A 23,970-nucleotide genomic window follows, 5' to 3' on the forward strand; every position below is an offset into this window, starting at 1 on the left:
GCGTGGGGTTCGAGTGTTGAAGAAAAAGGTGTATCCCGGAGCCGACGTGCTCGGCTCCGGGAGTACCTGACGTCGACTTATTTGAGGAAGTCGGGGATGTCCAGGTCGTCGGCCTCTTCTTCAAAGGCCGGGTCGGCAACGGTCACGCCGTTACCAGCGTCAGACCCTCCCCAGACAGAGGCCGCGAGCTCGCCGTCGCTGTAGCTGCCAGAGTCGGTCGCCGGGGCTCCCGTGGCGCTGAGCGCGGATGCTGCCGCACCGGCCGTTGCAGACCCGGCCCCGGCTGCAATTCCAGCGGCCACCAGGTCGGCACGGCGCACCTCGACCGCTTTGGCGCCGGGCTCACCACCGTCGAAGCCGGCAGCGATAACGGTGACCCGTACCTCGTCACCCAGGGTGTCGTCGATGACAGCACCGAAAATGATGTTGGCTTCGGGGTGCACAGCTTCCTGCACGAGGCGGGCCGCATCGTTGATCTCGAAGATTCCCAGGTTGGATCCGCCCTGGATTGACAGGAGCACGCCGTGTGCGCCGTCGATCGAGGCTTCAAGCAGGGGCGACGCGACGGCGAGTTCGGCTGCCTTGATCGCACGGTCGGCTCCGCGAGCCGAGCCGATGCCCATGAGGGCCGAGCCAGCGCCCTGCATGACCGACTTGACGTCGGCGAAGTCGAGGTTGATCAGGCCGGGAGTGGTGATCAGATCGGTGATGCCCTGCACACCGGCGAGAAGCACCTGGTCAGCGGTCGCGAAGGCCTCGAGCATACTGATGCCGCGGTCGCTGATTTCAAGCAGGCGATCGTTGGGCACGACGATGAGGGTGTCGACCTCGTTCTTGAGCGAGGCCACACCGGTTTCGGCCTGTGCCTGGCGGCGCTTGCCCTCAAAGCCGAACGGCTTGGTGACAACACCGATGGTGAGCGCGCCGATCGACTTGGCGATACGGGCGACGACGGGGGCGCCACCGGTTCCGGTGCCACCACCCTCGCCGGCGGTGACGAAGACCATGTCGGCCCCGGCGAGGGCTTCCTCGATCTCCTCGGCGTGATCCTCGGCGGCGCGGCGACCCACCTCAGGGTCTGCGCCGGCACCGAGGCCGCGGGTGAGGTCACGACCGACGTCGAGCTTGACGTCAGCGTCGCTCATGAGCAAGGCCTGAGCATCCGTATTGATGGCGATGAACTCGACACCGCGGAGGCCCAATTCGATCATGCGGTTGACGGCGTTGACACCGCCACCGCCGATACCGACAACCTTGATGACGGCTAGATAATTTTGATTGTTTGACACGTCCGGCCTCCGGGTGGAACTCTAAACCTCTAGTCGAGGTTTAAAGTTATGCTGAGTATGCAATTCCTGATTACGAAAGTATGCGGGCGCGGCTTGTCGCTGGGGAGGCGCGCCCGCGTGTCGCGAAGAACGCAGAGAATCCGTGGCGAACTAGCGCAACACCGCGCTGTCGGGCGACGACACGTCGTACTCATTGACCGTGCCGGCGGGGTGCCCGACCAGCAGGGCGGCGAGCACGACGGCTTTGTACTCGGATTTCTCCGGGCTGCCCCAGACCACCCGCTCACCACCGAGCAGGCTCAGTGTGACATCGTCGGTGGTAACGGCAGTCACCGCGTCCAACTGGGTACGGATACTTTCGGGCAGCACTGCGAGAACCGCGGCGGCCGCCTTGAATCCGGCGCTGGAGCTTCCGTCCGGCGCGTCGATGAGCGGGTAGCCCGCCGTGCGCTCCGGCGTCGTTTCAATGATCACCCCGGCGGCGTCGACGAGGTCGAACCCGGTCGAACCGGCGAGCACACCCACGGGTACCCGTTCGACGATGCGCACCACGAGTGTGCCCGGCGGACGACTCTCGGTGACGTAGCTCTGAATCAACGTGAACTGAGACAGTTCACGCTTGACCAGGTTGCTGTCGATCAGGGGCAGCGGGGTTCCGAGCTCCTCGGAAAGCGCTGCCACCACATCCGCTGCCGCAATGCGGCTCGTGCCGACAACCTCTATGGTGCGCAGAGCCATCAGGGGTGAATAGGCCGCCCCGATGATGAGCGCGAAAGCGAGAAGAATTGAACCGACACCGAGAATCCACGCGGTGCGCCGACGACGCGCGCGCCCGGTGAACCGCCGCACTTCGGCCCGTTCGAACCGTTTACGAGCGCGCTGGGCCGCCCGCAGCAACGACCGGGCCGCGCGGGCACCTGCACTGCCGCCGGAGGGCTCCTGGGGCCCGCCTGCCTGCATCGAAACAGCAGGCACCGCGTGAGGCAAAACCGACACGGGCGCAGGGACGGGCGAAGCGGATGCGTCTCCCCCAGGGAGGACGATCGGCTCCGTCGTCGTGTCGGACACGTTGAACGGCTTCGGCGCACGCTGCGCTGGAGCGGCGCCCCCTCCGCGCGCAGCCTTCGGCGCTCTCGACGAGAAAAGCTGCTTCCGTGGCGCCCGCGCCGCGTCAGTATCCGTCGGCGGCGTGGACGTCGGTTTAGCTCGCGGCGAGTCCGCGGCCCGTTTCGGGGCAGAAGCGGCCGGGCGAGCCGACTCGGTAGGCGGCTGGCCCGGCCGATCGAAGCTGGCCGGTCGCCTCACCGCCGCCTCATCCGCGTACTTTTTCGAGCGAGGCGAGCAGCTGGGGCACGATACGGTTCACGTCGCCGCAGCCGAGGGTCACGACGAAGTCACCGTCGCGGGCGATACTGGCGAGGTAGTCGGCGGCATCCTGCCAGTCGGGCACGTAGGCCACGTGCGACGGGTCGCGGAACCGTTCGGAGACAAGCGCACCGGTGACACCGGGTTCTGGGTCTTCGCGGGCGCCGTAAACGCCGAGCACGATGGTCTGGTCGGCGAAGGTCTCGAGGGTCTCGGCGAATTCCTGGGCGAACAGGCGGGTGCGGCTGTACAGGTGCGGCTGGTGCACGGCGATGATGCGGCCAGTACCGACGACGGTGCGGGCTGCGGCGAGAGCGGCGGCGACCTCGGTCGGGTGGTGGGCGTAGTCGTCGTAGACGCTGACGCCGCCGACCGTACCGTGTAGTTCGAACCGACGCTGGGTGCCACCGAAGCCGGCGATCGCGTCGAGGCTGGCGGCGGGATCGAAGCCGAGGCCGACCAGCACAGCGAAGGCGCCGGCCGCATTGATCGCGTTGTGTTTGCCGGGGATGCGCAGAGTGGCGCTGTAATCCTGGCCTCGCCAGGCAACGCTGAAGCTGACCGGACCGGTCGTGGTGATGGAGTGCACGCGCACTGTGGAATCGGGGTGCTCGCCGAACGTGACCACGCGGGCAGCGGCATCCGCGTCGCTCAGGCCGGCAATGATGGCCGCGGTGACCCTCACCGCGCCGACGTCGTCGGAGGAGATGACGACGAGTTCGCTGGCATTCCGACTGAATTCGACGAAAGCGGCCTCAAAAGCTTCGAGCGAGCCGTAGTGGTCGAGATGGTCGGGGTCAACGTTTGTGACCAGGGCAACTGCCGTGTGGTACAGCAGAAAAGAACCATCGGATTCGTCGGCTTCGACCACGAACAGGTCGTCGGCGCCACTCGCGGAGCTCACCCCGAGCGATTCGATCACGCCACCGTTGACAAAGCTCGGGTCCTGGCCGAGGCCGAGCAGACCGGTGACGATCATGCCGGTGGAGGTGGTCTTGCCGTGTGCGCCGGCGACCGATACCAGGCGGTGCTGGCGGATGAGCCAGGCCAGGGCCTGCGCCCGGTGCAGCACCGGCAGGCCGCGTTCATTCGCGAGCACGTACTCGGGGTTGTCCTGCCAGAGGGCGCCGGTGACGACGAGCGAGTCGGCGGTGCCGACGTTGGCGGCAGCATGCCCGATGTACACGGTCGCGCCGAGTTCCCGCAGGGCCTTCACGTTCGGTGAATCCTTCGCGTCCGACCCGGTGACCGTGTAGCCCCGGTTCAGGAACAGCCGAGCAATGCCACTCATGCCGGATCCGCCGACGCCCACGAAGTGCACACTTCCGAGCTTGTCGGGAATGGTCAGGTTGAGGTCTGGTTTGATCACCGTGGTGCGCTCTTCTCGATTGAAGCTAAAAAAACAGTTCGTGCGGGCACTACGTTACGCGTGCCAACCGGCGTTCAGGTCGTGAGCGCCTCGTGAATAAGATCGACCATCTGCGCGGTGCCGTCCAACACGCCAACGGATGCCGCAGCTCTCCCCATTGCCGCCAGCCTTGCCCGGTCACCCAACAGGGTCACCAACTCACCCTGAACGAAGGCCGGCACGAAGTCCTCGTCGTCGACCAGGATGCCCCCACCGGCCGCCAGCACCGGCCCAGCGTTAAAACGCTGTTCGCCATTGCCGACCGGGTAGGGCACGTACACGGCCGCAATACCGAGCGCACACAGCTCGCTCACCGTCGCCGATCCGGCCCGCGTCACGGCGAAATCAGCCGCCGCGAGGGCGAGATCCATGCGGTCGCAGTACGCGACCAGGTGATAGTTCGGCAGGTGCGGGTCGGTGACCTCGGCCGTCGACCCGGTAATGTGCAGTACCTGCCAACCCGCCGCGACGAGGTCCCGCGCGGCAGCCACCATGGTGGCGTTGAGCTTGCGTGCACCAAGTGACCCGCCGGTGACGAGCAGTACGGAACGCTCAGGGGCGAGCGAGAAAAAGGCCAGGGCCTCTGACCGGGTCGCCGCGCGGTCGAGGTGTTCGATCTCGGGGCGCAGCGGCATGCCCACGAACCGCGCATGCCGGATCGGGGTGCCGGCGAACGCGACCCCGACGTGCCGAGTCAGGCGTGCGCCCAGCTTGTTGGCCAGGCCCGGCTTGGCGTTCGCCTCGTGGATAACGATCGGCACACCGACACGGCGGGCGGCGAGGTACGCCGGCGTCGAAACGTAGCCGCCAAAACCAACGACGACATCGACCTTTCGAGACCGAATGATTGTGGCCACCCTGCGGACGGCGGCGTTGAACTGCGGCAGAAAATCGAGGGCTGCCCGATTTGGGCGGCGCGGAAACGGCACCTTGGGCACGACGATAAGTTCGTAACCACGGGCCGGAACCAGGCGTGCCTCGAGACCCTCAGCCGTGCCGAGAACCAGCACCGTGGCATCCGCTTCGACACTGCGGATGCGGTCGGCGACGGCGAGTAGGGGGTTGACGTGGCCGGCGGTTCCGCCGCCCGCGAGTAAGTACGTGGTCATGCCCGGTCAGCCTCGTTGTCGTCGAAATCATTCTCTGCTTGGCTTGAGCGGTCGCCGCGCGCAAAAGAGAGCACGATGCCGATCGCCACGAGGGTAGTGAGCAAAGCGGTGCCACCGGCCGAAATCAGCGGCAGCGGTACGCCCAGCACGGGGAACACTCCGAGCACCACGCCGATGTTGACGAAGGCCTGGCCGATGATCCAGACCATGGCGGCGGCCGTGGAGACTTTGGCCTGCACGGTCGTGGCCGTTCGCATGATGCGCAAAAAGGCGAAGGCCAACAGAATGAACATGCCGAGCACGACGATGCAGCCGATCAATCCGAGCTCTTCGCCGATGATGGCGAAGATGTAGTCATTGTCGGCGGCCGGCAACCAAGACCATTTGGCCTTCGAATTGCCAAGGCCCACGCCGAAGACTCCACCGTTAGCCAGCGCCCAGGTGCCATGCAGTGGTTGCCAGCAGCTGGCGGAGATTTCCCCGCTCAGCTCGGTGCAACCCTCCTTGAGAAAGCTCATGATGCGAGTCAGACGATTGGGGCTCGCGACGGCGAGCACGATAGCGCCAGCGACACCGACCAACAGGGGGACGGCGAGCAGACGCAGTTTGACTCCGGCGAAGAACAGGGCGCCGAACAAAATGCCGGCCATGATCATGGTGGTTCCGAGGTCGCCGCCGATCATGACGAGCATCGTGGCGCCGCCGCCCACCCCGAACACCGGGATGAATACGTGCCTCCAGTTGTCGAGTTGATGCTGTTTTTTCGACAGGATCATGCCGAGCCAGATGACCAGTGCCACCTTGATGCCCTCAGACGGCTGAAACTGGATGCCAAAGATGTTCAGCCAGTTGGTGTTGCCTCCGGTGCCGCGGCCGAGTCCGGTGGCCACCACCAGAAACTGAAAGAAACAGGTGAGCAGCAGTGACGGCCAGGCCATGCGCCGCCAAAACGCGAGCGGCAGCCGGCTGGCGACGAGCATGAGGGGAATGCCGATCAGCGCGAACATGCCCTGACGGAGCAGCCCGCCAAAGAATCCCATGTCGGCCAGAAAGGAGTCGACCGACGACGACGACAGCACCATGACGAGGCCGAAGATGACCAGAAACAGGGTGGTGCCCAGCAGTAGAAAGTAGTTGCCGCCCTCAGCCTTGAACACCCGACCGAGGTGGATTCGAACCTGTGGTCCGCCCGGCGTTTGCGCCTCGGGCCGCTGCACGGATGCCAGCGTCGGGCGCCCGGAAACAGGCGCGGTGCGGGTGACGGGGCGTGACGTGGTGCGGGAAGCGGGGTTACGCGGCACCTGTACCATCCGCGTCACCTGCCTAGTAGATCGTGTACTGCCTGATTGAAAAGCCGGCCCCGTTCGGCATAGCTCTCGAATTGGTCCATGGACGCGGCCGCCGGAGCGAGCAGCACCGTATCCCCAGCCTTGGCGATTTCGGCAGCGAGCCGGACCGCCACCGTCATCACCTGTTCGGCGCCGTTGGATACAGTGTCGTCCGGGTCGATCTCGAACACGGTCAAGTCGGGGGCGTGTCGCGCGAATGCCTGGCGTAATGCCAGGCGATCGACGCCGATGATGATCGCGCCGCGCAGGCGGCCCACGTGCTTGCGCACGAGCTGATCGATGTCGACCCCCTTGAGCAACCCGCCGACCAGCCAGACGACCGACTCATAGGCGGCCAGGGAAGCATCGGCCGCATGCGGATTAGTCGCCTTGGAATCGTCGACCCACTCCACGCCGTCCCCGATAGCGACCGTCTCGATGCGGTGCGCGTCGAGGTGGAAGGTCTCCAGCGCCGTGTGGATGGTGGCCGGCGCCACGCCGAACGACCGCGCGAGGGCACTCGCGGCGAGCACATCCATGATCACGTGCGGGGCGCCGAGGCCGGCCGATACGAGGTGCGGAACGGTGGTCAGTTCGAGGGCGCGTTCGAACCGGTCCGGAAGGAAGGCGCGGTCGCAGACGATGCCGTCGACGATACCCAATTCGCTCGGTCCTGGCACGCCGAGGCCGAAACCGATCGCCCGCGCACCGTCCTGTACGTCGGCTTCCTGCACCATTTCCCGGGTGGCGGCATCCGCTGTGTTGTAGACGCAGGCAACGGCGGTGTTCAGATAGACCTTGGCTTTGGCAGCGCGGTAGGCGGCGGCCGAACCGTGCCAGTCCAGGTGGTCGTCAGCGACATTGAGGCAGAGGCTCGCCCACGGCGCCAGCGCGCCCGGACCGCTCTTTGGCAGGTGGTGCAGTTGGTAGCTGGAGAGTTCGACGACGAGCACGTCCCACCCGGCAGGATCGCGGATGGCGTCGAGCACGGGCACGCCGATGTTGCCGCAGGGGGCAACGCGGCTGCCGTGGGCGGCGAGCATGGTGGCGGTGAGTTGCACGGTGGTGGTTTTGCCGTTGGTGCCGGTGACGAGCATCCACTCGGCAGGAACACCGACCTTGTCGCGCAGCCGCCAGGCAAGTTCGATGTCACCCCAGACCGGAATCCGATTCTCCGCCGCCCAATTGAGCAGCGGATGGTCGGGATGGAAGCCGGGCGACACGATGATCAATTCCGGGATCTGCGCTGCGAGTTCCGCGGGCACCTCCCGCAGGTCAGCCTGCACGAACGGCACTCCAAGCACCGTGAGCAGGTCGAAGCGTTCGTCGGGGCCGACAGACGCCAGAACAAGCACGTCGGCGCCGAGTTCGGCGAGGGTGTCGGCGGCGGCGAAACCGGTCACTCCGAGGCCGAGCACGGCAACGCGCAGGCCCTTCCAGTCCGCGTGCCAGCTGGTGAGGTCATCCAGGCGGTTGTTCGTAGCGGCGTCATCGCTCATTAGCGGCTCAGCCATTCGAGGTAGAACGAGCCGACACCGGCCGCGACGAGCAGTCCGCCGATGATCCAGAACCGCACGACGACCGTGACTTCGGCCCAGCCCTTGAGCTCAAAGTGGTGGTGGATCGGACTCATTAGGAAGATGCGTTTACCGTGGGTGATTTTGAAGTAGGCACGCTGCACGATCACCGATCCGGCTTCCATGACGAACAGTCCGCCGATGAGCACCAGGAGCAGTTCGGTGCGGCTGAGAATGGCGAGGGCAGCCAGCGCCCCACCGAGGGCGAGCGAACCGGTATCACCGAGGAAGATCTTGGCCGGCGAGGTATTCCACCAGAGAAAGCCGATCAGGCCACCGACGATGGTCGCCGCGACGATGGCGAGGTCGAAGGAGTCGGGGCCGAGGTAGCACTTGTACTGGTCGGCGGCATCCGATCCGCCGAAGCAGCTCTGGTTGGACTGCCAGAAGCCGATCACCACGAAAGACCCGATGGCAAAAATGGATGCCCCGGTGGCGAGGCCATCAAGGCCATCCGCGACGTTGACGCCGTTCGACGTCGCGGCCACAATCAGGCAGATCCAGAGCAGGAACACGGCGATGCCGATGAACGTGCCCAATTTGAGAAAGTCGAGGGGTAGATCGCGAATGAACGAGATGCTGGTCGAGGCGGGTGTCTGGCCGTTGCGGTCGACGAATTGCAACGACAGGACACCGAAAGCGCCCGCGACGATGACCTGCCCGAGAACCTTGGACCAGCCACCAAGCCCGAGACTGCGCTGGTGACGCGTCTTCAGGAAGTCGTCGAGAAAACCAACCAGCCCGAGGCCCACCATCATGAACAAGACAAGCAACGGTGACGGGGTGAATGGCCGTTGCTCGATCAGCATGGCTGTGAAATAGCTGATCAGCACGCCCAGAATGATGATGATTCCACCCATGGTGGCGGTACCGCGCTTGGCATGGTGACTCTTGGGGCCGTCGTCACGAATGAACTGGCCCCAGCCGAGCTTTTTGAACAGTCGAATAAACAGCGGCGTCAGAAACAGGGTGAACGCGAGCGAAAACGCTCCGGACAGCAGCAGGACTCTCACGAGAACAAGTCTCCCAGTCGATCGCCGAGGAATCGCAGACCCGCGGAGTTGGATGACTTCACGAGCACGGTGTCCCCCGGATTCACGCTGTTGCGCACCAGTTCGAAGGCTTCGTCCGGCGTGTCGACATAGGCCGACTCGCCGTCCCAGGATCCCTCATTGATGGTGCTGATGTGCATGCGGCGGGCCCGCTGGCCCACCACGATCATCTGGGAGATGTTCAGCCGCACAGCGAGTAGCCCGATGCGATCATGCTCTTCACCGGCCAGTTCGCCGAGTTCGGCCATCTCCCCGAGAACTGCGATGGTTCTCCGGCCGGGAATGCCGATCTGGGCGAGCGTCTTGAGGGCTGCGCTCATCGAGTCGGGGCTCGCGTTGTAGGCGTCATTGATGATCGTGACGTCGTCTTTTCCGCCGAGCACCTCCATGCGCCAGCGTTCAGCCCTGGTAGTAGCTTGCAGTGCAGCGACGATATCGCGAAGCGACACCCCGAGGACTTCCGCGGCCGCGGCGGCGGCGAGGGCGTTCATGACATGGTGCTCACCGAGCACCGGGAACACGACCGGGGCGCTCTGCCCGTCGGCGAGGTGCAGGGTGAACGTCGTTCCGGTGCGCCCAGAATGCACATCGCTGGCGCGCACGTCGACCTGGCCATACTGGCCGAACCGCACGACGCGTGCCGGGGTGATCGCGGCCATCTGCGCGACGCGCGGGTCGTCGGCATTCAGCACCGCGACATCCGTGGGAAGCAGGTCGGTGACCATTTCGGACTTAGCCCGCACGGTGCCATCAAGATCGCCGAACTCACCGGCGTGGGCGAGGCCGATGGTGAGCACGATGCCAACGTCGGGTCGGGCCAGGCGCACGAGGTTAGCGATGGCGCCCTCGCTGCTGGCGCCCATCTCGATCACCAGGAAACGGGTGTCGTCGGTGACCTCGAGCATCGTCATCGGCGCCCCGACCTGGTTGTTGAAGGATCCTCGAGGAGCGACGGTGGGGCCAACCCGTTCAAGCATGCTGCGCAGCAGGTTCTTGGTCGTGGTTTTGCCATTGGACCCGGTGACGGCCACAATCTTGAGCGTCCCGGCGGCGCGCACCCTGGCGACAACGGTGGATGCCAGGGCGCCGAGCGCTGCGACGGCGTCGACGACGACGATTTGGGTGACCGGCAGGTCAAGCAGTCGTTCCACGACGAGCACCGCGGCGCCCTGGGCTGCAGCGACCGGCGCGAACAGGTGCCCGTCGGTGACCGCGCCGGGCTTGGCGACGAAGATCGAGCCGGGTTCGATCAGGCGCGAATCGGTCTGCACTGATCCGTTGACGAGATCCGATGGCGCGCACGCGCCGGCGAGGTGCAGGGCACCATCGACGACCTGGCTGATTTCGGCCAGGGAGAGTGCGATCATTTACAGCCACCCCGCTTCGCGCAGCGCCTGGCGGGAGTCGTCCCTGGCCGAATACGGCAGCTTCACGCCCTGTACCTCGTGGTAGTCCTCGTGACCGGGGCCCGCGTACAAAATGGTGTCTCCTTCGTGTGCGAGTGACAACGCCGTGCGGAATGCCGCACGCGGGTTGGCCACCTCGTAGAACTCGCCGTCCGGCACGGCTTCGCGCGCTGCTTTCAATAGAACGGCACGGATGCTCGCAGCGTCTTCAAACCGCGGGTGAAAGTCGGTCACGACCACGATATCGCTGCCCTGGGCGGCGATCCGACCCATATCGGCGCGTTTCGTGGTGTCGCGGTCGCCGTCGGCGCCGAAGAGCATGATCAATTTACCCGGGGTGAATTTGCGCAGGGCCGCGAGCGTATTGAGGAAGGCATCCGGGCTGTGCCCGTAATCGATGTAGACGAGCGGCCCTCGATCACCGGAGATGCGCTCAGCGCGACCGGGGATGAACGCGACAATGCCGCCGTCGCGGGTCAGCGTGTGCTGAATGGCACCGAGGTCGAATCCGCTTTCCACAAGCATCACGATGGCCAGAGCGGCGTTGGCGGCCATGTACCAGCCGAGCAGCGGCACCCGGGTGTGCAGGCGACGGCCATCGGGGCCGTCGAGCACGAAGTCGGTGTGCGTGGCGGACTCCCCCACAACGGTCATGTGCCAGTCGGCATCGACGTCTGCCCGATTGCTGATGGTCGTCACCGGGATGCGGCATTCGTCGGCGAGTCGGCGCCCCCAGTCGGTGTCGACGGTTACGACGCCACGGTGCGAGCGGTCGGGTTGGAACAATTCGAGCTTGGCCTGAAAGTAGTCGTCCATCGCCGGGTAGTCGTCGAGGTGGTCGTGGCTGAGGTTGGTAAACGCAGCGATATCGAAGACGAGGCCGTCGACCCGGTAGCGGCTGAGGGCTTGCGCCGATACCTCGATGCCGACGGCGCGCACCTCGGCCTCGTTCATACGGGCCAACAGGGCGTGCAGTTCGCTGGCCTCTGGCGTGGTCAGCGAACTCGTGACGGCGAGATCACCGATGCGGCGTTCGGCGGTCGAGGTGAGCCCCGAGACGACGCCGAGTTGGTTCAGGATGCCGAACAAAAGGTAAACGACGCTGGTTTTGCCGTTGGTGCCGGTGACGGCGAACAGGGTCGCCGGGTTGTCGTCGGTGCGATAAATCCAGGCGGAGACGGCGCCGAGCGCGGCGCGGGCATCCGGTGTGACCAAAACCGGCAGACCACTGGCCGCAGCGAGCACTGCTCCGGCCTCGTCGGTCAAAATGGCCACCGCCCCGGCCTCGGAGGCGGCGGCAGCAAAAGTCGCGCCGTGCAGGTGCGCACCGGGAACGCCGACATAGAGGTCGCCGGGTTGCACCGTGCGCGAGCTCAGGCTCACTCCGGTGACTTCGAGACCGTCGATGTCTCCACGAAGTTCTAGATCAAATTCGGCAACCAATCCCGACAACGACCGCGGAACGGGATGCTCGGGACGGAGAGCCGACGGCGCCAATTCAGACACGCAGGGCTCGCTTTCTTACCAGGTGGAAGGGAGGTCAGGCGCAGTCGCGCCTGAGGGAACCGCCCGGTACTTTTTCAACACCTGGCTCATGATCTCCTGGAAGACCGGAGCCGGTGCGGCAGATGTGTTCAGTTTAACAGGGTCGGCGATGCTCACCGAAACGACGTACTGCGGATCGTCGGCCGGAGCGTAGCCCGACACCGACACCAGATACCCGTCGGAGTACCCACCCTGACCGTCGGGCATCTGCGCTGTTCCGGTCTTGGCGGCGACCCGATAACCGGGGATGTTCCACTTGCTATGCACCCAACTTTTTTGATAAACCATTTCGAGTACATCGCTGGTCTCGTTTGCTGCCTTCTCTGACAGCACCCGCGTGCCGACCTGGTCCGGCACGTTCGTCATGGTGCCGTCGGCCTGCCTGCAGCCCGCGACCAGCTGCACCGGCATGCGCACGCCATCATTGGCGATGGTCTGGTAGATGCTCGCGACCTGCAGCGCGGTCGTGGTCAGGCCCTGCCCGAACATGGTCGCATAGCTGGTCTGGTTGTCCCACTCGTCGAACGGATGCAGAATGCCGCCGTCTTCACGGGGAAAGCCGGTCTCGGTAGGTGTGCCAACACCGAACGCTTTCATGTAGTCGTAGCGCTGCTGGTCGGTGAGCATCTCTCCAAACTTGGACATGCCGGTGTTGCTGGAGTCGATCAGCACACCGGTCATGGTCATGTTTTGGTCGGGGTGGGAGTGACTGTCGTTGATATTGGCGCCGTTGGCCGGCAGGTATCGGTAGGGCGCGACAATCCCGGTTTCCAGGGTGGCCACGCCGGCATCGAGAACGGATGCCGCGGTGAGCGCCTTGAAAGTCGAGCCGGGTTCGAAGGACTGGGTGAAGGCGCGGGAGCCGCGATCATCCGGGTTCTCGGTACCACCGACGTTGTTCGGGTCGACCGAGGGGTAGTCGGCCACGGCGAGGAGCTTGCCGGTCTTGGCGTCCTGCACCACCGCGGTCGCCCAAGCGGCGCCCGTTTCCTGCGCCCGGGCCGCGAGAGTCTGTTGCACGAACCAATTCAGGTCGGAGTCGATGGTGGTGACGACGTCTCCGCCATCGGTGGCGGCGGTGCTCGTGACGCTGCTGCCGGGAATACGTACGCCGTCGGCGCCCTTTTCGTAGGTTTCCGAGCCGTCGGTGGACGCGAGGCAGGCGTCCTGCCCGGATTCGAGCCCAGCCTGCGGAACACCCTCCCCCGACAGGTATCCAAGCATGTTGCCGGCTACGGCGCCGTTCGGGTACACCCGGCTCGGGCTGTTCTCGGAGTAGGTCCAGGGAATGTGCAGGTCTTGCACGGCACGCAGCACATCGACGTCGACCTTCTGGGCGATATAGGCAAAGTTCGCCTCAGCATTGGCCGTCAGGGCGGCCCCAATTGTCTGCAGGATGGCATCACCGGTTTGACCGGTTACTGCGCCGATTTCGGCAGCGGCGTCAGCCACCGAAATCTCAATCGTTTTGCCGTCGACGGTGCGCTTGAAAGGCGTCGCATTCACCGGGGACATCGTGATGTTATAGCGCATAACCGTTGCAGCGAGCACGACGCCGTCGGCATCGATGATCTCGCCGCGCGAACCGTAGACCACCTGGCCGACCGAGCGGTTTCCCACGGAGTCTTTGGTGAGCGAATCGGCCTGTACGACCTGGATATCCACCAAGCGCACCAGGAATACTGCGATCACAGCGAACAGCACAAGGATGGTGAAAACAGTACGCTGGCGGCTGGACCGAGAGTTGGTCGGATTGCTTCGGGCACTGCTGGTTCGGGCACTACTGTTGCGCACGCTCATCTGCCCATCATTGTCGACTCGAGGTAACTATCGGGTAGTGGGCGCCGCGAGTCCCGCCGGAACTATCGGTGCGCTCGTAATCGCCACGGTTCCGCCGGTCCTCGCCGCATCATCCGGAAGCGCCGAGAGCGGGGTGCTACCGGCCAGCAAGGCGTTGGGAACAAGACTGGCCGCTCCGGCCTGCGAGCCAGACGCTGACGCCGGAGCGCCCAAAACAGCGCCGTCGGACAGGCGGAGGAAGACGGGGTTGGCATTGCTGACCATGCCCAGGCCCTCGGCATTGGAGGCGAGGCTCTGTGGGGAGGATAGCCGCACGAGGTCTTCACTGACGCTGGCGGCCGTGCGGCCAAGCTCAGACCGGCTGGACTGCAGGCTGGAGATTTCATAGGCACCCTGGGAGATGCCGACGCTGAGCAACAGCTGGGCCAGGATGATGGCTGCCATGCCGGCCACCGCGGTGAGGGCGTAGAAGATGCGCGGGCGCGCCCGGCGGTTCGGAGCTGCTGAGACAAGGCGAAATCCACGCCGCGCCGGCGCCTCGACAGGTTCGCGTTCGATGGAAAATGATACGCGTGCCAGGTTGTCGCTCATGCGGCGGCCCTTCTCAGTCGAACAGCAGCGCGCAGCCGAACCGGCGTCGCGCGGGGGTTGAGTGCTTTTTCTTCGTCCGAGGCCAATTCGGCGCCACGCAGCAGAAGGGTGAAGAGCGGTTTATGTTCGGGCAGTTCCACTGGAAGACCGGCGGGGGCTGTTGAGCCGGATGCCGCGGCGAAGGCCCGCTTGACGATGCGGTCCTCGAGGGACTGGTACGCCATGACAACGATGCGGCCGCCGACTTGCACGCGCTCGAGCGCGGCCGGGATGGCCCGTTCCAGTACGGCCAGTTCCTGGTTGACCTCGATGCGCAGGGCCTGGAACACGCGCTTGGCCGGGTGACCGAGGCGCTGGACGGCGACCGGGGTGGCCTTGGTGATGACGTCGACCAGTTGCGCTGACCGAACGAAGGGAGTCGCTTCGCGGGCTTCGACGATGGCCTTGGCGTAGCGGGCGGAAAGTTTCTCTTCGCCGTAGTCCTGAAAGATGCGTTTGAGGTCGCGTTCGCTGTAATCGGCGAGAATGCTCTCAGCGGTCAGGCCAGCGGTGCCGTCCATGCGCATGTCGAGCGGCGCATCTTTTGAATAGGAGAAGCCCCGCTCGACGCGGTCGATCTGCAGGCTGGAGACGCCGAGGTCGAAGAGTACGCCGGCAACCTCGCTGATGCCGAGGTCGTCGAGGGCTTCGCCGATGCCGTCATAGACGGTGTGCACCAGGTGTACCCGGTCTGCGAAGCTCTTGAGGCGATCCTCGGCGATGGCGAGAGCCTCGGTGTCGCGGTCCAGGCCAACCAGGATGAGTTCGGGAAAACGCTTCAGGATAGCTTCAGCGTGGCCACCCATGCCGAGTGTCGCGTCGACGAGAACGGCACCGGGCTTGGTGAGGGCCGGAGCGAGCAGCTCAACGCAGCGTTCCAGCAGTACCGGGGTGTGAATTTCGTTGCTGACCATAATACCGGGCTAGGCCCTGAGGCCTGATTCCCCTCCATTTTGACCTGGCACGGGGGAAGTGTGTCAGGGCAAAAACGGCTGGGAGTCAGGCACCAGGGGCTAGAAGAGTCCCGGAATCACCTCCTCCGTCGTGTTGGCGTACGAGGTTTCCTGCTCGGCGAGGTACGTGGCCCACGCTTCGCTGTCCCAAATCTCGACTCGGCTGCCAGCACCGATGACGGTCAATTCCCGGTCAAGCCCCGCATAACTGCGGAGGTTGCCGGGGATGGTGACGCGGTTTTGTTTGTCCGGTGTTTCTGAACTCGCGCCCGACAAAAACACTCGGAGGTAGTCCCGAGCTTGCTTGCTCGTGACGGGTGCCTGGCGGATTTTGTCGTGCAGGGTTTCAAATTCGCGGGTACTGAACACGTAGATGCAGTGTTCCTGCCCCCGCGTCATCACCACACCGGTGGAGAGCTCATCCCGAAACTTCGCGGGAAGAATAATGCGACCTTTTTCGTCGAGCCGAGGGGCGTAGGTGCCAAGGAACACGCTCACCCCTTTCTTCCGGCCAGATTCAGGTGTAGCTCCACTTTACTCCACCTTCAACCACCAACCTAAGTTTTTTCGGCGAATGTTCTAAATTAGGCGCCAAGAATGCAGCACGCTATTGAACAATCACGGTGGAGGAAAATGGAGCAATATTTCTAAGAATGCAGTTTGCCGGTGCGTTTTTGGGTACAAAAAAGGGCCGATCAAATGATCGGCCCTGCGGAACTACGAATTCTTGAGTTATAACCGCCCGGTAGAGGGCTCGAAATCGGTCGAGTTACTGCCCGTCTTGCCGGCGGTCCCAACGATCATTCAATCGGTCCATGAAGCCCTGGTTGGACTTAGCTTGGGCCGGGCGACGACCGGGCGACGACGGTCCGGGTACCGAACGAATGGCCCTGCCGGGCGTCACGGCAATGAGTACGCCGCCAAACATGACGACGAAGCCGAGAATGCCGAGCCACAATTGCGCAATCGCTACACCGGCGATGAGTGCAACGATGCCAGCGACGGCGAGCAACACACCAATCGCTATGGAACGATAATTCGGGCGAAGCCTCGACGCTCCAACGCTGGCCACAAAATCGGCATCGTTGTGATAGAGGCTGCGCTCCATCTCTTCAAGGAGTCGCTGCTCTTGTTCCGAAAGCGGCATCTCATTCCCTCCAGTTTCGGGATCGAGCGGGTGGTTTGACAAAGTCGGACCGGGCAAGCTCGTCTAGCCTCAGTCTAGCCCCGCCGGGATGGCTAGGCTATACGCGTGCCTGAAAGCAAACGCCTGGTCGACTTGGTTCAATCTCGCATCGACGCGTACCTCATGTCCCGCGAACCAATTGTGACTCTGATCAGCTCCGATTTGACTGCTCTCATCGACTACTCACGGCAGTTTCTCAGCGGTGGAAAACGGTTCCGCGCCCAATTTTGTTACTGGGGGGCGCAGAGTGTTTTACCGCCTGATTCCGGCCTGGAATCGGTTATGCAAACGACGGGCTTGCCAGCCCCAGCAGGGTTGGCCGCGGTCGTATCAGCCGCCAGCGCTCTCGAAATTTTTCACGCGGCGGCACTCGTACACGACGACATCATCGACAATTCCGATACCCGTCGAGGTGCGCCGAGCGCCCACAAGCTGTTCGAACGCTTACACGAGCGTGAAGGCTGGGCTGGTGACCCCGTCTCGTACGGCCGCGCGTCGGCCATTCTGCTCGGCGATCTGCTGCTGGGCTGGAGCGATGAGCTGCTCGATGAGGGGCTCGATGAACTCACCGATCGATCCTCGGCCCGGCGTGCCAGGCTCGAATTCAACTTCATGCGCACCGAGGTCACCGCTGGCCAATACCTCGACATTCTCGAGGAACGAGCCTGGCTGGCCCAGCCGGAGGCGGAACTACTCGATCGGGCCCTGCGCGTGATCGTCTACAAGTCGGCGAAGTACAGCGTTCAGGCTCCGCTCGTGATTGGGGCGGCGCTGGCAGGCGCCTCGACCGCTCAGCTGGATTCGCTGCGGGCATTTGGCCTGCCGCTCGGTATGGCGTATCAGCTGCGCGACGACCTGCTTGGAGTGTTCGGCGACGCCGCCGTGACCGGCAAGCCGAGCGGCGACGACCTGACGGAGGGCAAGCGAACGGTGTTGATCGCACTAGCGCGGGAACGCCTGAGCACCACCGACCGAGCATCGCTCGATGCGCAGCTCGGTGACGCAACGCTCGATGCCGCACAGATTCGTGCCCTCCAGCAGCTCCTCACAGCCAGTGGCGCCGTCGACCGGGTTGAGGCGCTCATCGCATCCCAGGTTGCCGAGGCACTGACGGCTCTGCACAGCGCGCCGATCAGCGTCGTTGCCCGGCAAAAGTTGCTGGACCTGACCGATCGGGTGACACGTCGAGCGTTTTGATCGACGGCGATTCGGCCGATTTAGGCGATCGCCTGCTTCGGCGAACGCCTGTTCAGGCTAGGGCTTGTGCGACCCGTCGTACTTCGGCCTTGCGACCGGCCCGAAGGGCTTCGATCGGGGGTACCCCCAGGCTGTCATCGACTTCGAGCAGCCAGGTCATGGCCTGCATGTCCGTGAAGCCGTCGTCGGCCAGCACGAACAGCGTGCCGCGAAGTTCGGGGACGGGAGCGCCGTCACGCAGAAACAGGGACGGAACCGACACGACATTGTCGCGCCGGATGGCCAGGAGGTATTTGTCGTCGATCAGGTGTCGAACGCGGCTCTGGCTCATTCCGAGCAGGTTGACTAGGGCAGGGATAGTAAGCCACTCGGGCTCTGAAGACACATCACTCACTCCTGTAGCCTCCCATAATTTGGTGCCGCGACAAAACTTCCCGGCACTTTGCACGCGTGATCGGACCAACTCAGCGCGCCTGATCAATTGACTCCGTGTCCTAATTGTGGAAACCTCGCAGTGGGGATTGCTGCATTCGACCCGATACTGAACGACCCTGCTGGCTGGATCGCGCGTGTGCGCACAATGAACGGAGCACCATGTCGATCAGGGTGAAAACGAATACGGCGGATGCTGCGGCGTCCGCCGCTCGAAATACGACCGTTGACGAGGCGGTCAGCGTCGCTTTTTCTGGTGCTGGTTTCTCCGGTATCAGCACCGCGGCGAAGCGGCGTGCGAAGAAGCCCAGTGATCTGCGTTCCCTGCCGGCATCGCTGACCGTGCCAATCGTGCTGGTCAGCACCCTCGCGATCAGCCTCAATCTGGCTGTTCCGGCCCAGGCTCAAGTTCTGGCGAAGAAGCCGCTCAAGTCGAAGCTCGTCGAGACCACTCCCGTCGCGACGGTGGCCGCGGCGGCCGTCCAAGTTGCGCCAGCCCAGTACCCGGTCGTGGACGGTGACACCGTCAGTGGTATCGCTGCCCGGTTCGGTTTGTCGACGGCGGCCGTGCTGGCATTGAACGGTCTCGATTCCCGGGCTCTGATCTTTCCGGGCCAGACTCTAACCCTGACAGCGGCAACAGCGGCGACCGTCGTGGCCGCGCCGGCGGCATCCGCTTCGTATTCGGTGCAGAGCGGCGACACCATCAGTGGCATCGCTGCTGCTCACACGCTGAAGACCGTCGACATTCTCACTGCCAACGGACTTACCGGGGACAGTGTTATCCACCCCGGACAGGTCATCCTCTTGTCGGCGTCCCCAGCACTGGAGTCGGCGGCATACGTCGTGCCGGTCGCCGAGATCGCTGCTGCAGCCACCCACACCATCGCCAGCGGCGAGACCATCACCGCCGTGGCCAACGCGGCCGGGGTGAGCGTGCAGGCCGTGCTCGACGCCAATGGCCTTGGCTGGTCGAGCATCATCTACCCCGGACAGGTCTTGACCCTGCCGACCCCCCCGGCACCGGCCTCCGTTTCTCTAGCCGCAATTATTCCAGTGGCGACAGCGGGTGTGGTAACTCCGATGTCGGAGGAAATGCGACAGAACGCCCAGACGATCGTGGCCGTCGGCCGGGGCGCCGGTGTGAGCAATGCCGGTCTCGTCATCGCGCTGGCCGCGGCCGCCCAGGAATCCGGGCTGCGCAATGTGAACTACGGCGATCGGGATTCCCTCGGCCTGTTCCAGCAGCGCCCGAGTGCCGGCTGGGGAACGCCGGAGCAGGTGATGGATCCCGTGCGGGCCAGCCTCGCCTTCTTCGGCGGCGCGAGCAACCCGAACCTCAACGTGACCCGCGGTCTGCTCGATATCGCGGGCTGGGAGTCGATGACTGTGACCCAGGCTGCCCAGGCCGTGCAAATCTCGGCCTACCCCGACTATTACGCAAAGTGGGAAACGTCAGCGCAATCTTGGCTGAGCGAAATCGGCTAGCCCGGCAGTTGAGTCCCTGGGCCCCGACCTGGATGGTCCCCGTCTGCGCGCCGCGCGCCGGTGCCGCCGCCGAATTCCGTAGAATCTAGGAGTGACCGTTCCTTCGACCGACCCGACGATAGGCCGTCTTATCGACGGCCGGTATCAAGTGCGCTCGCGCATTGCGCGCGGCGGCATGGCCACGGTCTATCTTGCCACTGACCTGCGCCTCGAACGCCGGGTCGCCATCAAGATCATGCACGGCCACCTCGCCGACGACAGCGCGTTCAAGGTCCGGTTCATTCAGGAGGCCAGGTCGGCTGCCCGACTCGCCCACCCGAACGTCGTGAACGTCTTCGACCAGGGCCAGGACGCGGACATGGCTTACCTCGTGATGGAATATCTTCCCGGGATCACCCTGCGTGACTTGCTCAAGGACTACGGTCGCCTCACCCCCGAGCAGACACTCGATATTCTCGAGGCCGTGCTCAGCGGGCTGGCGGCCGCCCACAAGGCGGGCATCGTGCACCGCGATGTCAAGCCGGAGAACGTGCTGCTCGCCGATGACGGCCGCATCAAGATCAGCGACTTCGGCCTGGCGCGCGCGGTCAACAACAACACAGCGACCGGCCAGGCCCTGCTGGGAACCATCGCGTACCTTTCCCCCGAGCTCGTCACCCGCGGTATCGCCGATGCACGCAGCGATATCTATGCCCTCGGCATCATGACCTTCGAAATGCTTACCGGTGAGCAACCCTATGTGGGCGAGGCACCGATGCAAATTGCTTACCAGCACGCCAACGACACTGTGCCGATGCCGAGCAGCAAGGTCGCCTCCGTTCCCCACGAACTCGACGAACTCGTGCTCTGGGCCACTGCGCGCGACCCGGAAGACCGCCCCCGTGACGCCAGAGTCATGCTCGATCAACTGCATGACGTAAGCGCCCTGGTGCGCGGCGGTACTCAGGAATTGGCTCTGCAGTCGACCATGGTGCTACCCGTCAGCCTGCGCACCGGCGCGAACCCGGTCGCGGATGCCGAAACGCAGGTTCTCGGTGCCAAGCTCGCTCCCACAAAACCTCCCGCCGCAACCCTGCTCGGAATTCACCCGATCGGTACCGGTCCGGTCGGTCCGGTCGACAACGGTGATCTACTGAGCAAAAAAGTGGACAAGCGCAAGGGCCGTGGATTCTGGCTTTTCGCCCTCGTTCTCCTCATCGCTGCTGCCCTCGGCGGTACCGGTTGGTATTTCGGCTCCGGCCCCGGGTCAGACGTGTCTGTGCCCGACGTCGCGTCGGCCTCCCCCGAGGCCGCGTCGACACAACTGACCAAGCTCGGCCTCACGCCCGAGCTTGGTGGTGCCTTCAGCGCCACGATCGCCGAGGGGCTCGTCATCGGCACTGATCCGGATGCCGGCAGCCGGGTTCCGCAGGACAGCACGGTCACGATCATCGTCTCCCAAGGCCTGCAGCCCATCACGCTGCCGGCCCTGGCCGGTTTGGCGCAGGAGGCGGCATCCGCTGCCATCACCGATTTGAAGGCCGTCTTGGGCAGCGTCGACCCAATCTTCAACGGTGACGTGGCCGCAGGCTCTGTCATCTCTGCCAGCAAGGAATCCGACGGCGCCGACGTCTCGGCTGGCGGCGAGTACTTCGAAGGCCTCACCGTGAATCTCGTCGTGTCGCTCGGCTCCATTCCAAACGTCGACGGCAAGACCGTGGCCGAGGCCACCGACATTCTGGTCGGCAAGAACCTGGTCGTGGTCTCGGGCGAGCAGTCGTACAGCGACACGGTCGCAGAGGGCGACGTCATCACTGCGCAGGTGCCTGATGGCACAATTCGCGAGGGTGCCACCCTCACCCTGGTCATCTCCCGCGGGCCCGAGCCGGTCACAGTGCCCAATGTCGTTGGCATGTCCTGGAACGAGGGCAAAGACACCCTGACCGCGCTCGGTTTCGTTTTGAGTTACAACCTTGGCGCTGACGCGATCGCCGCGCTCCTCGACGTTGCATCCACGAACCCTGTCGCTGGTACGGCAGCAGCCAAGGGCAGCACGATCACGCTCAAGCCGACGAACCCGTTCGGCTAATATCGGGCCCACCTTACGACTCTGGGCCCAGTTTATAAACTGGGCCCAGAGCCCGGGCCCGGGCCCGGGCCCCGTCGACGAGGGGGCTAGCGTGCGGCTAGCTCCTCGGCGACCAGGAACGCCAGCTCAAGGGACTGCATATGGTTCAGGCGCGGGTCGCAGAGGGACTCGTACCGGGTCGCGAGGGCGGCCTCGTCGATGTGCTCAGAGCCGCCGAGGCACTCGGTGACATCGTCTCCGGTGAGCTCGACGTGGATTCCACCGGGGTGCGTCCCCACGGCACGGTGTGCCTCGAAGAAGCCCTTGACCTCGTCGACGACATCGTCGAAACGACGCGTCTTGTACCCGGTCGGGGTGGTGACGCCGTTGCCGTGCATTGGGTCGTAAATGTCGTTCACCGCAGTGCGAGTCTCAGCTCATTGTCCGTAGCAATTCACGACGCGCGGGAGCTGCGCCAGTGCGCGGGAGGTCCAACTCCCGCGCACTGGCGTAGGTCCCGCGCAACGAGTTACGCGGGACTTCTGGCCAGTCCGCGACTCCGGCGCACTGGCGCAAGTACCGCGAAGCACGCCGTGGCCGAACGGATGCCCGCGGCCTCCGCTCCTCCTGACCCTAACTGGCCAGAACTTGGCAGAAAAGCACCCCCAGCATCTCGGGCCCACCTTACGACTCTGGGCCCAGTTTATAAACTGGGCCCAGAGCCCGGGCCCGGGCCCCGTCGACGAGGGGGCTAGCGGGCGGCTAGCTCCTCGGCCACCAGGAACGCCAGCTCAAGGGACTGCATATGGTTCAGGCGCGGGTCGCAGAGGGACTCGTACCGGGTCGCGAGGGCGGCCTCGTCGATGTGCTCAGAGCCGCCGAGGCACTCGGTGACATCGTCTCCGGTGAGCTCGACGTGGATTCCACCGGGGTGCGTTCCCACGGCACGGTGTGCCTCGAAGAAGCCCTTGACCTCGTCGACGACGTCGTCGAAACGACGCGTCTTGTACCCGGTCGGGGTGGTGACGCCATTGCCGTGCATTGGGTCGCTGACCCACAGCGGCGTGGCTTCGCTGGCCTTGATGGCCTCGAGCAACGGGGGCAGGGCGTCGCGCACCTTGCCGGCGCCCATGCGGGTGATGAAAGTGAGGCGGCCGGGTTCGCGGTTCGGGTCGAGCTTGTCAACGAGTCGCAGCATGTCGTCCGTCGAGGTGGTCGGGCCGAGCTTGACGCCGATCGGGTTGCGTACCCGCGACAAGAAGTCCACGTGAGCGCCGTCGAGGTCACGGGTGCGCTCTCCGATCCAGATGAAGTGGGCTGAGGTGTTGTACGGCGTTCCGGTGCGGGAGTCGATGCGGGTCATTGGGCGCTCGTAGTCCATCAGCAGGCCCTCGTGGCTGGTGTAGAACTCGGTGCGCCGCATCGCTTCGAAGTCAGCACCGCAGGCGATCATGAACTTGATCGCGCGGTCGATCTCCTTGGCCACCTTCTCATACTGCTGGTTGGCCGGGTTGGCGGCGAAGCCCTGGTTCCAGCTGTGCACCTGGCGCAGGTCGGCGAAGCCACCCTGCGTAAACGCACGAATGAGATTGAGGGTTGAGGCAGAAGTGTGGTAGGCCTTGACGAGCCGGTCAGGGTCGGCCTCGCGCGACTCGGGCGTGAACGGGTAACCGTTGACGATATCGCCGCGGTACGCCGGAAGCGTTACACCGTCGCGGGTCTCGAAATCGCTCGAGCGGGGCTTGGCGAACTGGCCGGCCATGCGCCCCATCTTGATCACCGGCATCGACGCACCGTAGGTGAGCACAACGGCCATCTGCAGCACGGTCTTGACCCGGTTGCGAATCTGATCGGCCGTAGCGCCGCTGAACGTCTCGGCGCAGTCGCCGCCCTGCAACAGAAAACCCTGCCCACCGGCGGCCTGAGCCAGCCGGTCGCGCAGAATATCGACCTCACCGGCGAAGACCAGCGGCGGCTGGGTCGCCAGCTCAGCGGATGCCGCCGCCACCTTGGCGGCGTCGGGCCAGGTCGGCTGCTGCTTGATCGGCAGCGTGCGCCAGTGGTCGAGACCCGTGATGACAGAGGCTTCTGCGGCAACAATGGGCTCGGTGGGGTCTACCACGGGATGATTCCTGTTTTCTCTGCTGGGCTGTACAAG

19 protein-coding genes and 1 pseudogene are annotated in these 23,970 nt (G+C 64.5%); 3 read left to right on the forward strand and 17 right to left on the reverse strand.

Annotated features, from left to right (window positions below):
- Window positions 1–77: 77 nt before the first annotated feature.
- The 14 genes from ftsZ to E3T51_RS16000 form a co-directional block, all read right to left on the reverse strand.
- Entirely contained in the window at window positions 78–1,289 is a 1,212-nt protein-coding gene (ftsZ, locus tag E3T51_RS15935; RefSeq protein ID WP_104191881.1) for a cell division protein FtsZ, read from the reverse strand.
- A 150-nt stretch (window positions 1,290–1,439) separates the two neighbouring features.
- Window positions 1,440–2,264 carry a cell division protein FtsQ/DivIB gene (locus E3T51_RS15940; RefSeq protein WP_166806518.1) on the reverse strand — a complete coding sequence of 275 codons (825 nt, stop codon included), beginning with the start codon at window positions 2,262–2,264 and terminating at the stop codon, window positions 1,440–1,442.
- 337 nt (window positions 2,265–2,601) lie between these two features.
- Window positions 2,602–4,023, reverse strand: coding sequence for a UDP-N-acetylmuramate--L-alanine ligase (gene murC, locus E3T51_RS15945; RefSeq protein ID WP_134530721.1), 1,422 nt, complete (start codon window positions 4,021–4,023; stop codon window positions 2,602–2,604).
- 74 nt (window positions 4,024–4,097) lie between these two features.
- Window positions 4,098–5,171, reverse strand: coding sequence for a UDP-N-acetylglucosamine--N-acetylmuramyl-(pentapeptide) pyrophosphoryl-undecaprenol N-acetylglucosamine transferase (locus tag E3T51_RS15950; protein WP_134530722.1), 1,074 nt, complete (start codon window positions 5,169–5,171; stop codon window positions 4,098–4,100).
- Window positions 5,168–6,481: a putative lipid II flippase FtsW gene (gene ftsW / locus E3T51_RS15955; protein ID WP_134530835.1), complete on the reverse strand. Its 1,314-nt coding sequence runs from the start codon at window positions 6,479–6,481 to the stop codon at window positions 5,168–5,170. The genes E3T51_RS15950 and ftsW overlap by 4 nt, the downstream gene beginning before the upstream one ends.
- Window positions 6,482–6,486: 5 nt before the next feature.
- Entirely contained in the window at window positions 6,487–7,998 is a 1,512-nt protein-coding gene (murD, locus tag E3T51_RS15960) for a UDP-N-acetylmuramoyl-L-alanine--D-glutamate ligase (protein WP_134530723.1), read from the reverse strand.
- Window positions 7,998–9,089: a phospho-N-acetylmuramoyl-pentapeptide-transferase gene (mraY, locus tag E3T51_RS15965; protein WP_104191887.1), complete on the reverse strand. Its 1,092-nt coding sequence runs from the start codon at window positions 9,087–9,089 to the stop codon at window positions 7,998–8,000. Before mraY ends, murD begins: the two co-directional genes overlap by 1 nt.
- On the reverse strand, window positions 9,086–10,495 hold the full coding sequence (locus E3T51_RS15970) for a UDP-N-acetylmuramoyl-tripeptide--D-alanyl-D-alanine ligase (RefSeq protein ID WP_134530724.1): 1,410 nt from the start codon (window positions 10,493–10,495) through the stop codon (window positions 9,086–9,088). The genes mraY and E3T51_RS15970 overlap by 4 nt, the downstream gene beginning before the upstream one ends.
- Complete coding sequence (locus tag E3T51_RS15975; protein WP_134530725.1) at window positions 10,496–12,040, reverse strand: Mur ligase family protein; 1,545 nt, start codon at window positions 12,038–12,040, stop codon at window positions 10,496–10,498. It lies immediately after the preceding gene.
- 15 nt (window positions 12,041–12,055) lie between these two features.
- Window positions 12,056–13,879, reverse strand: coding sequence for a peptidoglycan D,D-transpeptidase FtsI family protein (locus tag E3T51_RS15980; protein ID WP_134530726.1), 1,824 nt, complete (start codon window positions 13,877–13,879; stop codon window positions 12,056–12,058).
- Between the two features lie 27 nt (window positions 13,880–13,906).
- Window positions 13,907–14,470, reverse strand: a complete 564-nt coding sequence (gene ftsL / locus E3T51_RS15985; RefSeq protein WP_104191891.1) for a cell division protein FtsL — start codon at window positions 14,468–14,470, stop codon at window positions 13,907–13,909.
- On the reverse strand, window positions 14,467–15,423 hold the full coding sequence (rsmH, locus tag E3T51_RS15990; RefSeq protein ID WP_104191892.1) for a 16S rRNA (cytosine(1402)-N(4))-methyltransferase RsmH: 957 nt from the start codon (window positions 15,421–15,423) through the stop codon (window positions 14,467–14,469). The genes ftsL and rsmH overlap by 4 nt, the downstream gene beginning before the upstream one ends.
- A gap of 99 nt (window positions 15,424–15,522) precedes the next feature.
- A complete protein-coding gene (gene mraZ / locus E3T51_RS15995; RefSeq protein ID WP_092110083.1) occupies window positions 15,523–15,954 on the reverse strand; it encodes a division/cell wall cluster transcriptional repressor MraZ in 432 nt (143 codons plus the stop codon).
- Window positions 15,955–16,231: 277 nt separating this feature from the next.
- Window positions 16,232–16,609 (reverse strand): DUF3040 domain-containing protein, encoded by a 378-nt coding sequence (locus tag E3T51_RS16000; protein ID WP_104191893.1) that lies wholly within the window; start codon window positions 16,607–16,609, stop codon window positions 16,232–16,234.
- A 105-nt stretch (window positions 16,610–16,714) separates the two neighbouring features.
- On the opposite strand from E3T51_RS16000, the gene E3T51_RS16005 reads away from it, so the two are divergent.
- Entirely contained in the window at window positions 16,715–17,845 is a 1,131-nt protein-coding gene (locus E3T51_RS16005) for a polyprenyl synthetase family protein (RefSeq protein ID WP_104191894.1), read from the forward strand.
- Between the two features lie 52 nt (window positions 17,846–17,897).
- Here the strand turns inward: E3T51_RS16005 and E3T51_RS16010 are convergent, their stop codons facing one another.
- Window positions 17,898–18,230, reverse strand: a complete 333-nt coding sequence (locus E3T51_RS16010; protein WP_369827365.1) for an Rv2175c family DNA-binding protein — start codon at window positions 18,228–18,230, stop codon at window positions 17,898–17,900.
- A 209-nt stretch (window positions 18,231–18,439) separates the two neighbouring features.
- Here E3T51_RS16010 and E3T51_RS16015 point away from each other — a divergent pair, with 209 nt between their 5' ends.
- Together E3T51_RS16015 and pknB are read left to right on the forward strand one after the other, a co-directional pair.
- On the forward strand, window positions 18,440–19,765 hold the full coding sequence (locus E3T51_RS16015) for a LysM peptidoglycan-binding domain-containing protein (protein WP_134530727.1): 1,326 nt from the start codon (window positions 18,440–18,442) through the stop codon (window positions 19,763–19,765).
- 91 nt (window positions 19,766–19,856) lie between these two features.
- Complete coding sequence (gene pknB / locus E3T51_RS16020; protein WP_134530728.1) at window positions 19,857–21,833, forward strand: Stk1 family PASTA domain-containing Ser/Thr kinase; 1,977 nt, start codon at window positions 19,857–19,859, stop codon at window positions 21,831–21,833.
- An 86-nt stretch (window positions 21,834–21,919) separates the two neighbouring features.
- Here pknB and E3T51_RS16025 read toward each other — a convergent pair.
- Together E3T51_RS16025 and E3T51_RS16030 are read right to left on the reverse strand one after the other, a co-directional pair.
- Window positions 21,920–22,222: pseudogene (locus tag E3T51_RS16025) on the reverse strand (3-deoxy-7-phosphoheptulonate synthase); the annotation flags it as partial.
- Between the two features lie 341 nt (window positions 22,223–22,563).
- Complete coding sequence (locus E3T51_RS16030; RefSeq protein WP_104191896.1) at window positions 22,564–23,934, reverse strand: class II 3-deoxy-7-phosphoheptulonate synthase; 1,371 nt, start codon at window positions 23,932–23,934, stop codon at window positions 22,564–22,566.
- Window positions 23,935–23,970: the final 36 nt, after the last annotated feature.

The sequence above is a fragment of the Cryobacterium serini genome (assembly GCF_004404025.1).
Classification (GTDB): domain Bacteria; phylum Actinomycetota; class Actinomycetes; order Actinomycetales; family Microbacteriaceae; genus Cryobacterium; species Cryobacterium serini.

Coding starts and splice junctions, on each gene's coding strand:
- E3T51_RS15950 (WP_134530722.1), bottom strand. CDS start 5,171: ATGACCACGTACTTACTCGCGGGCGGCGGAACCGCCGGCCACGTCAAC.
- ftsW (WP_134530835.1), bottom strand. CDS start 6,481: ATGGTACAGGTGCCGCGTAACCCCGCTTCCCGCACCACGTCACGCCCC.
- murD (WP_134530723.1), bottom strand. CDS start 7,998: ATGAGCGATGACGCCGCTACGAACAACCGCCTGGATGACCTCACCAGC.
- E3T51_RS15970 (WP_134530724.1), bottom strand. CDS start 10,495: ATGATCGCACTCTCCCTGGCCGAAATCAGCCAGGTCGTCGATGGTGCC.
- E3T51_RS15980 (WP_134530726.1), bottom strand. CDS start 13,879: ATGAGCGTGCGCAACAGTAGTGCCCGAACCAGCAGTGCCCGAAGCAAT.
- ftsL (WP_104191891.1), bottom strand. CDS start 14,470: ATGAGCGACAACCTGGCACGCGTATCATTTTCCATCGAACGCGAACCT.
- rsmH (WP_104191892.1), bottom strand. CDS start 15,423: ATGGTCAGCAACGAAATTCACACCCCGGTACTGCTGGAACGCTGCGTT.
- E3T51_RS16000 (WP_104191893.1), bottom strand. CDS start 16,609: ATGCCGCTTTCGGAACAAGAGCAGCGACTCCTTGAAGAGATGGAGCGC.
- E3T51_RS16015 (WP_134530727.1), top strand. CDS start 18,440: ATGTCGATCAGGGTGAAAACGAATACGGCGGATGCTGCGGCGTCCGCC.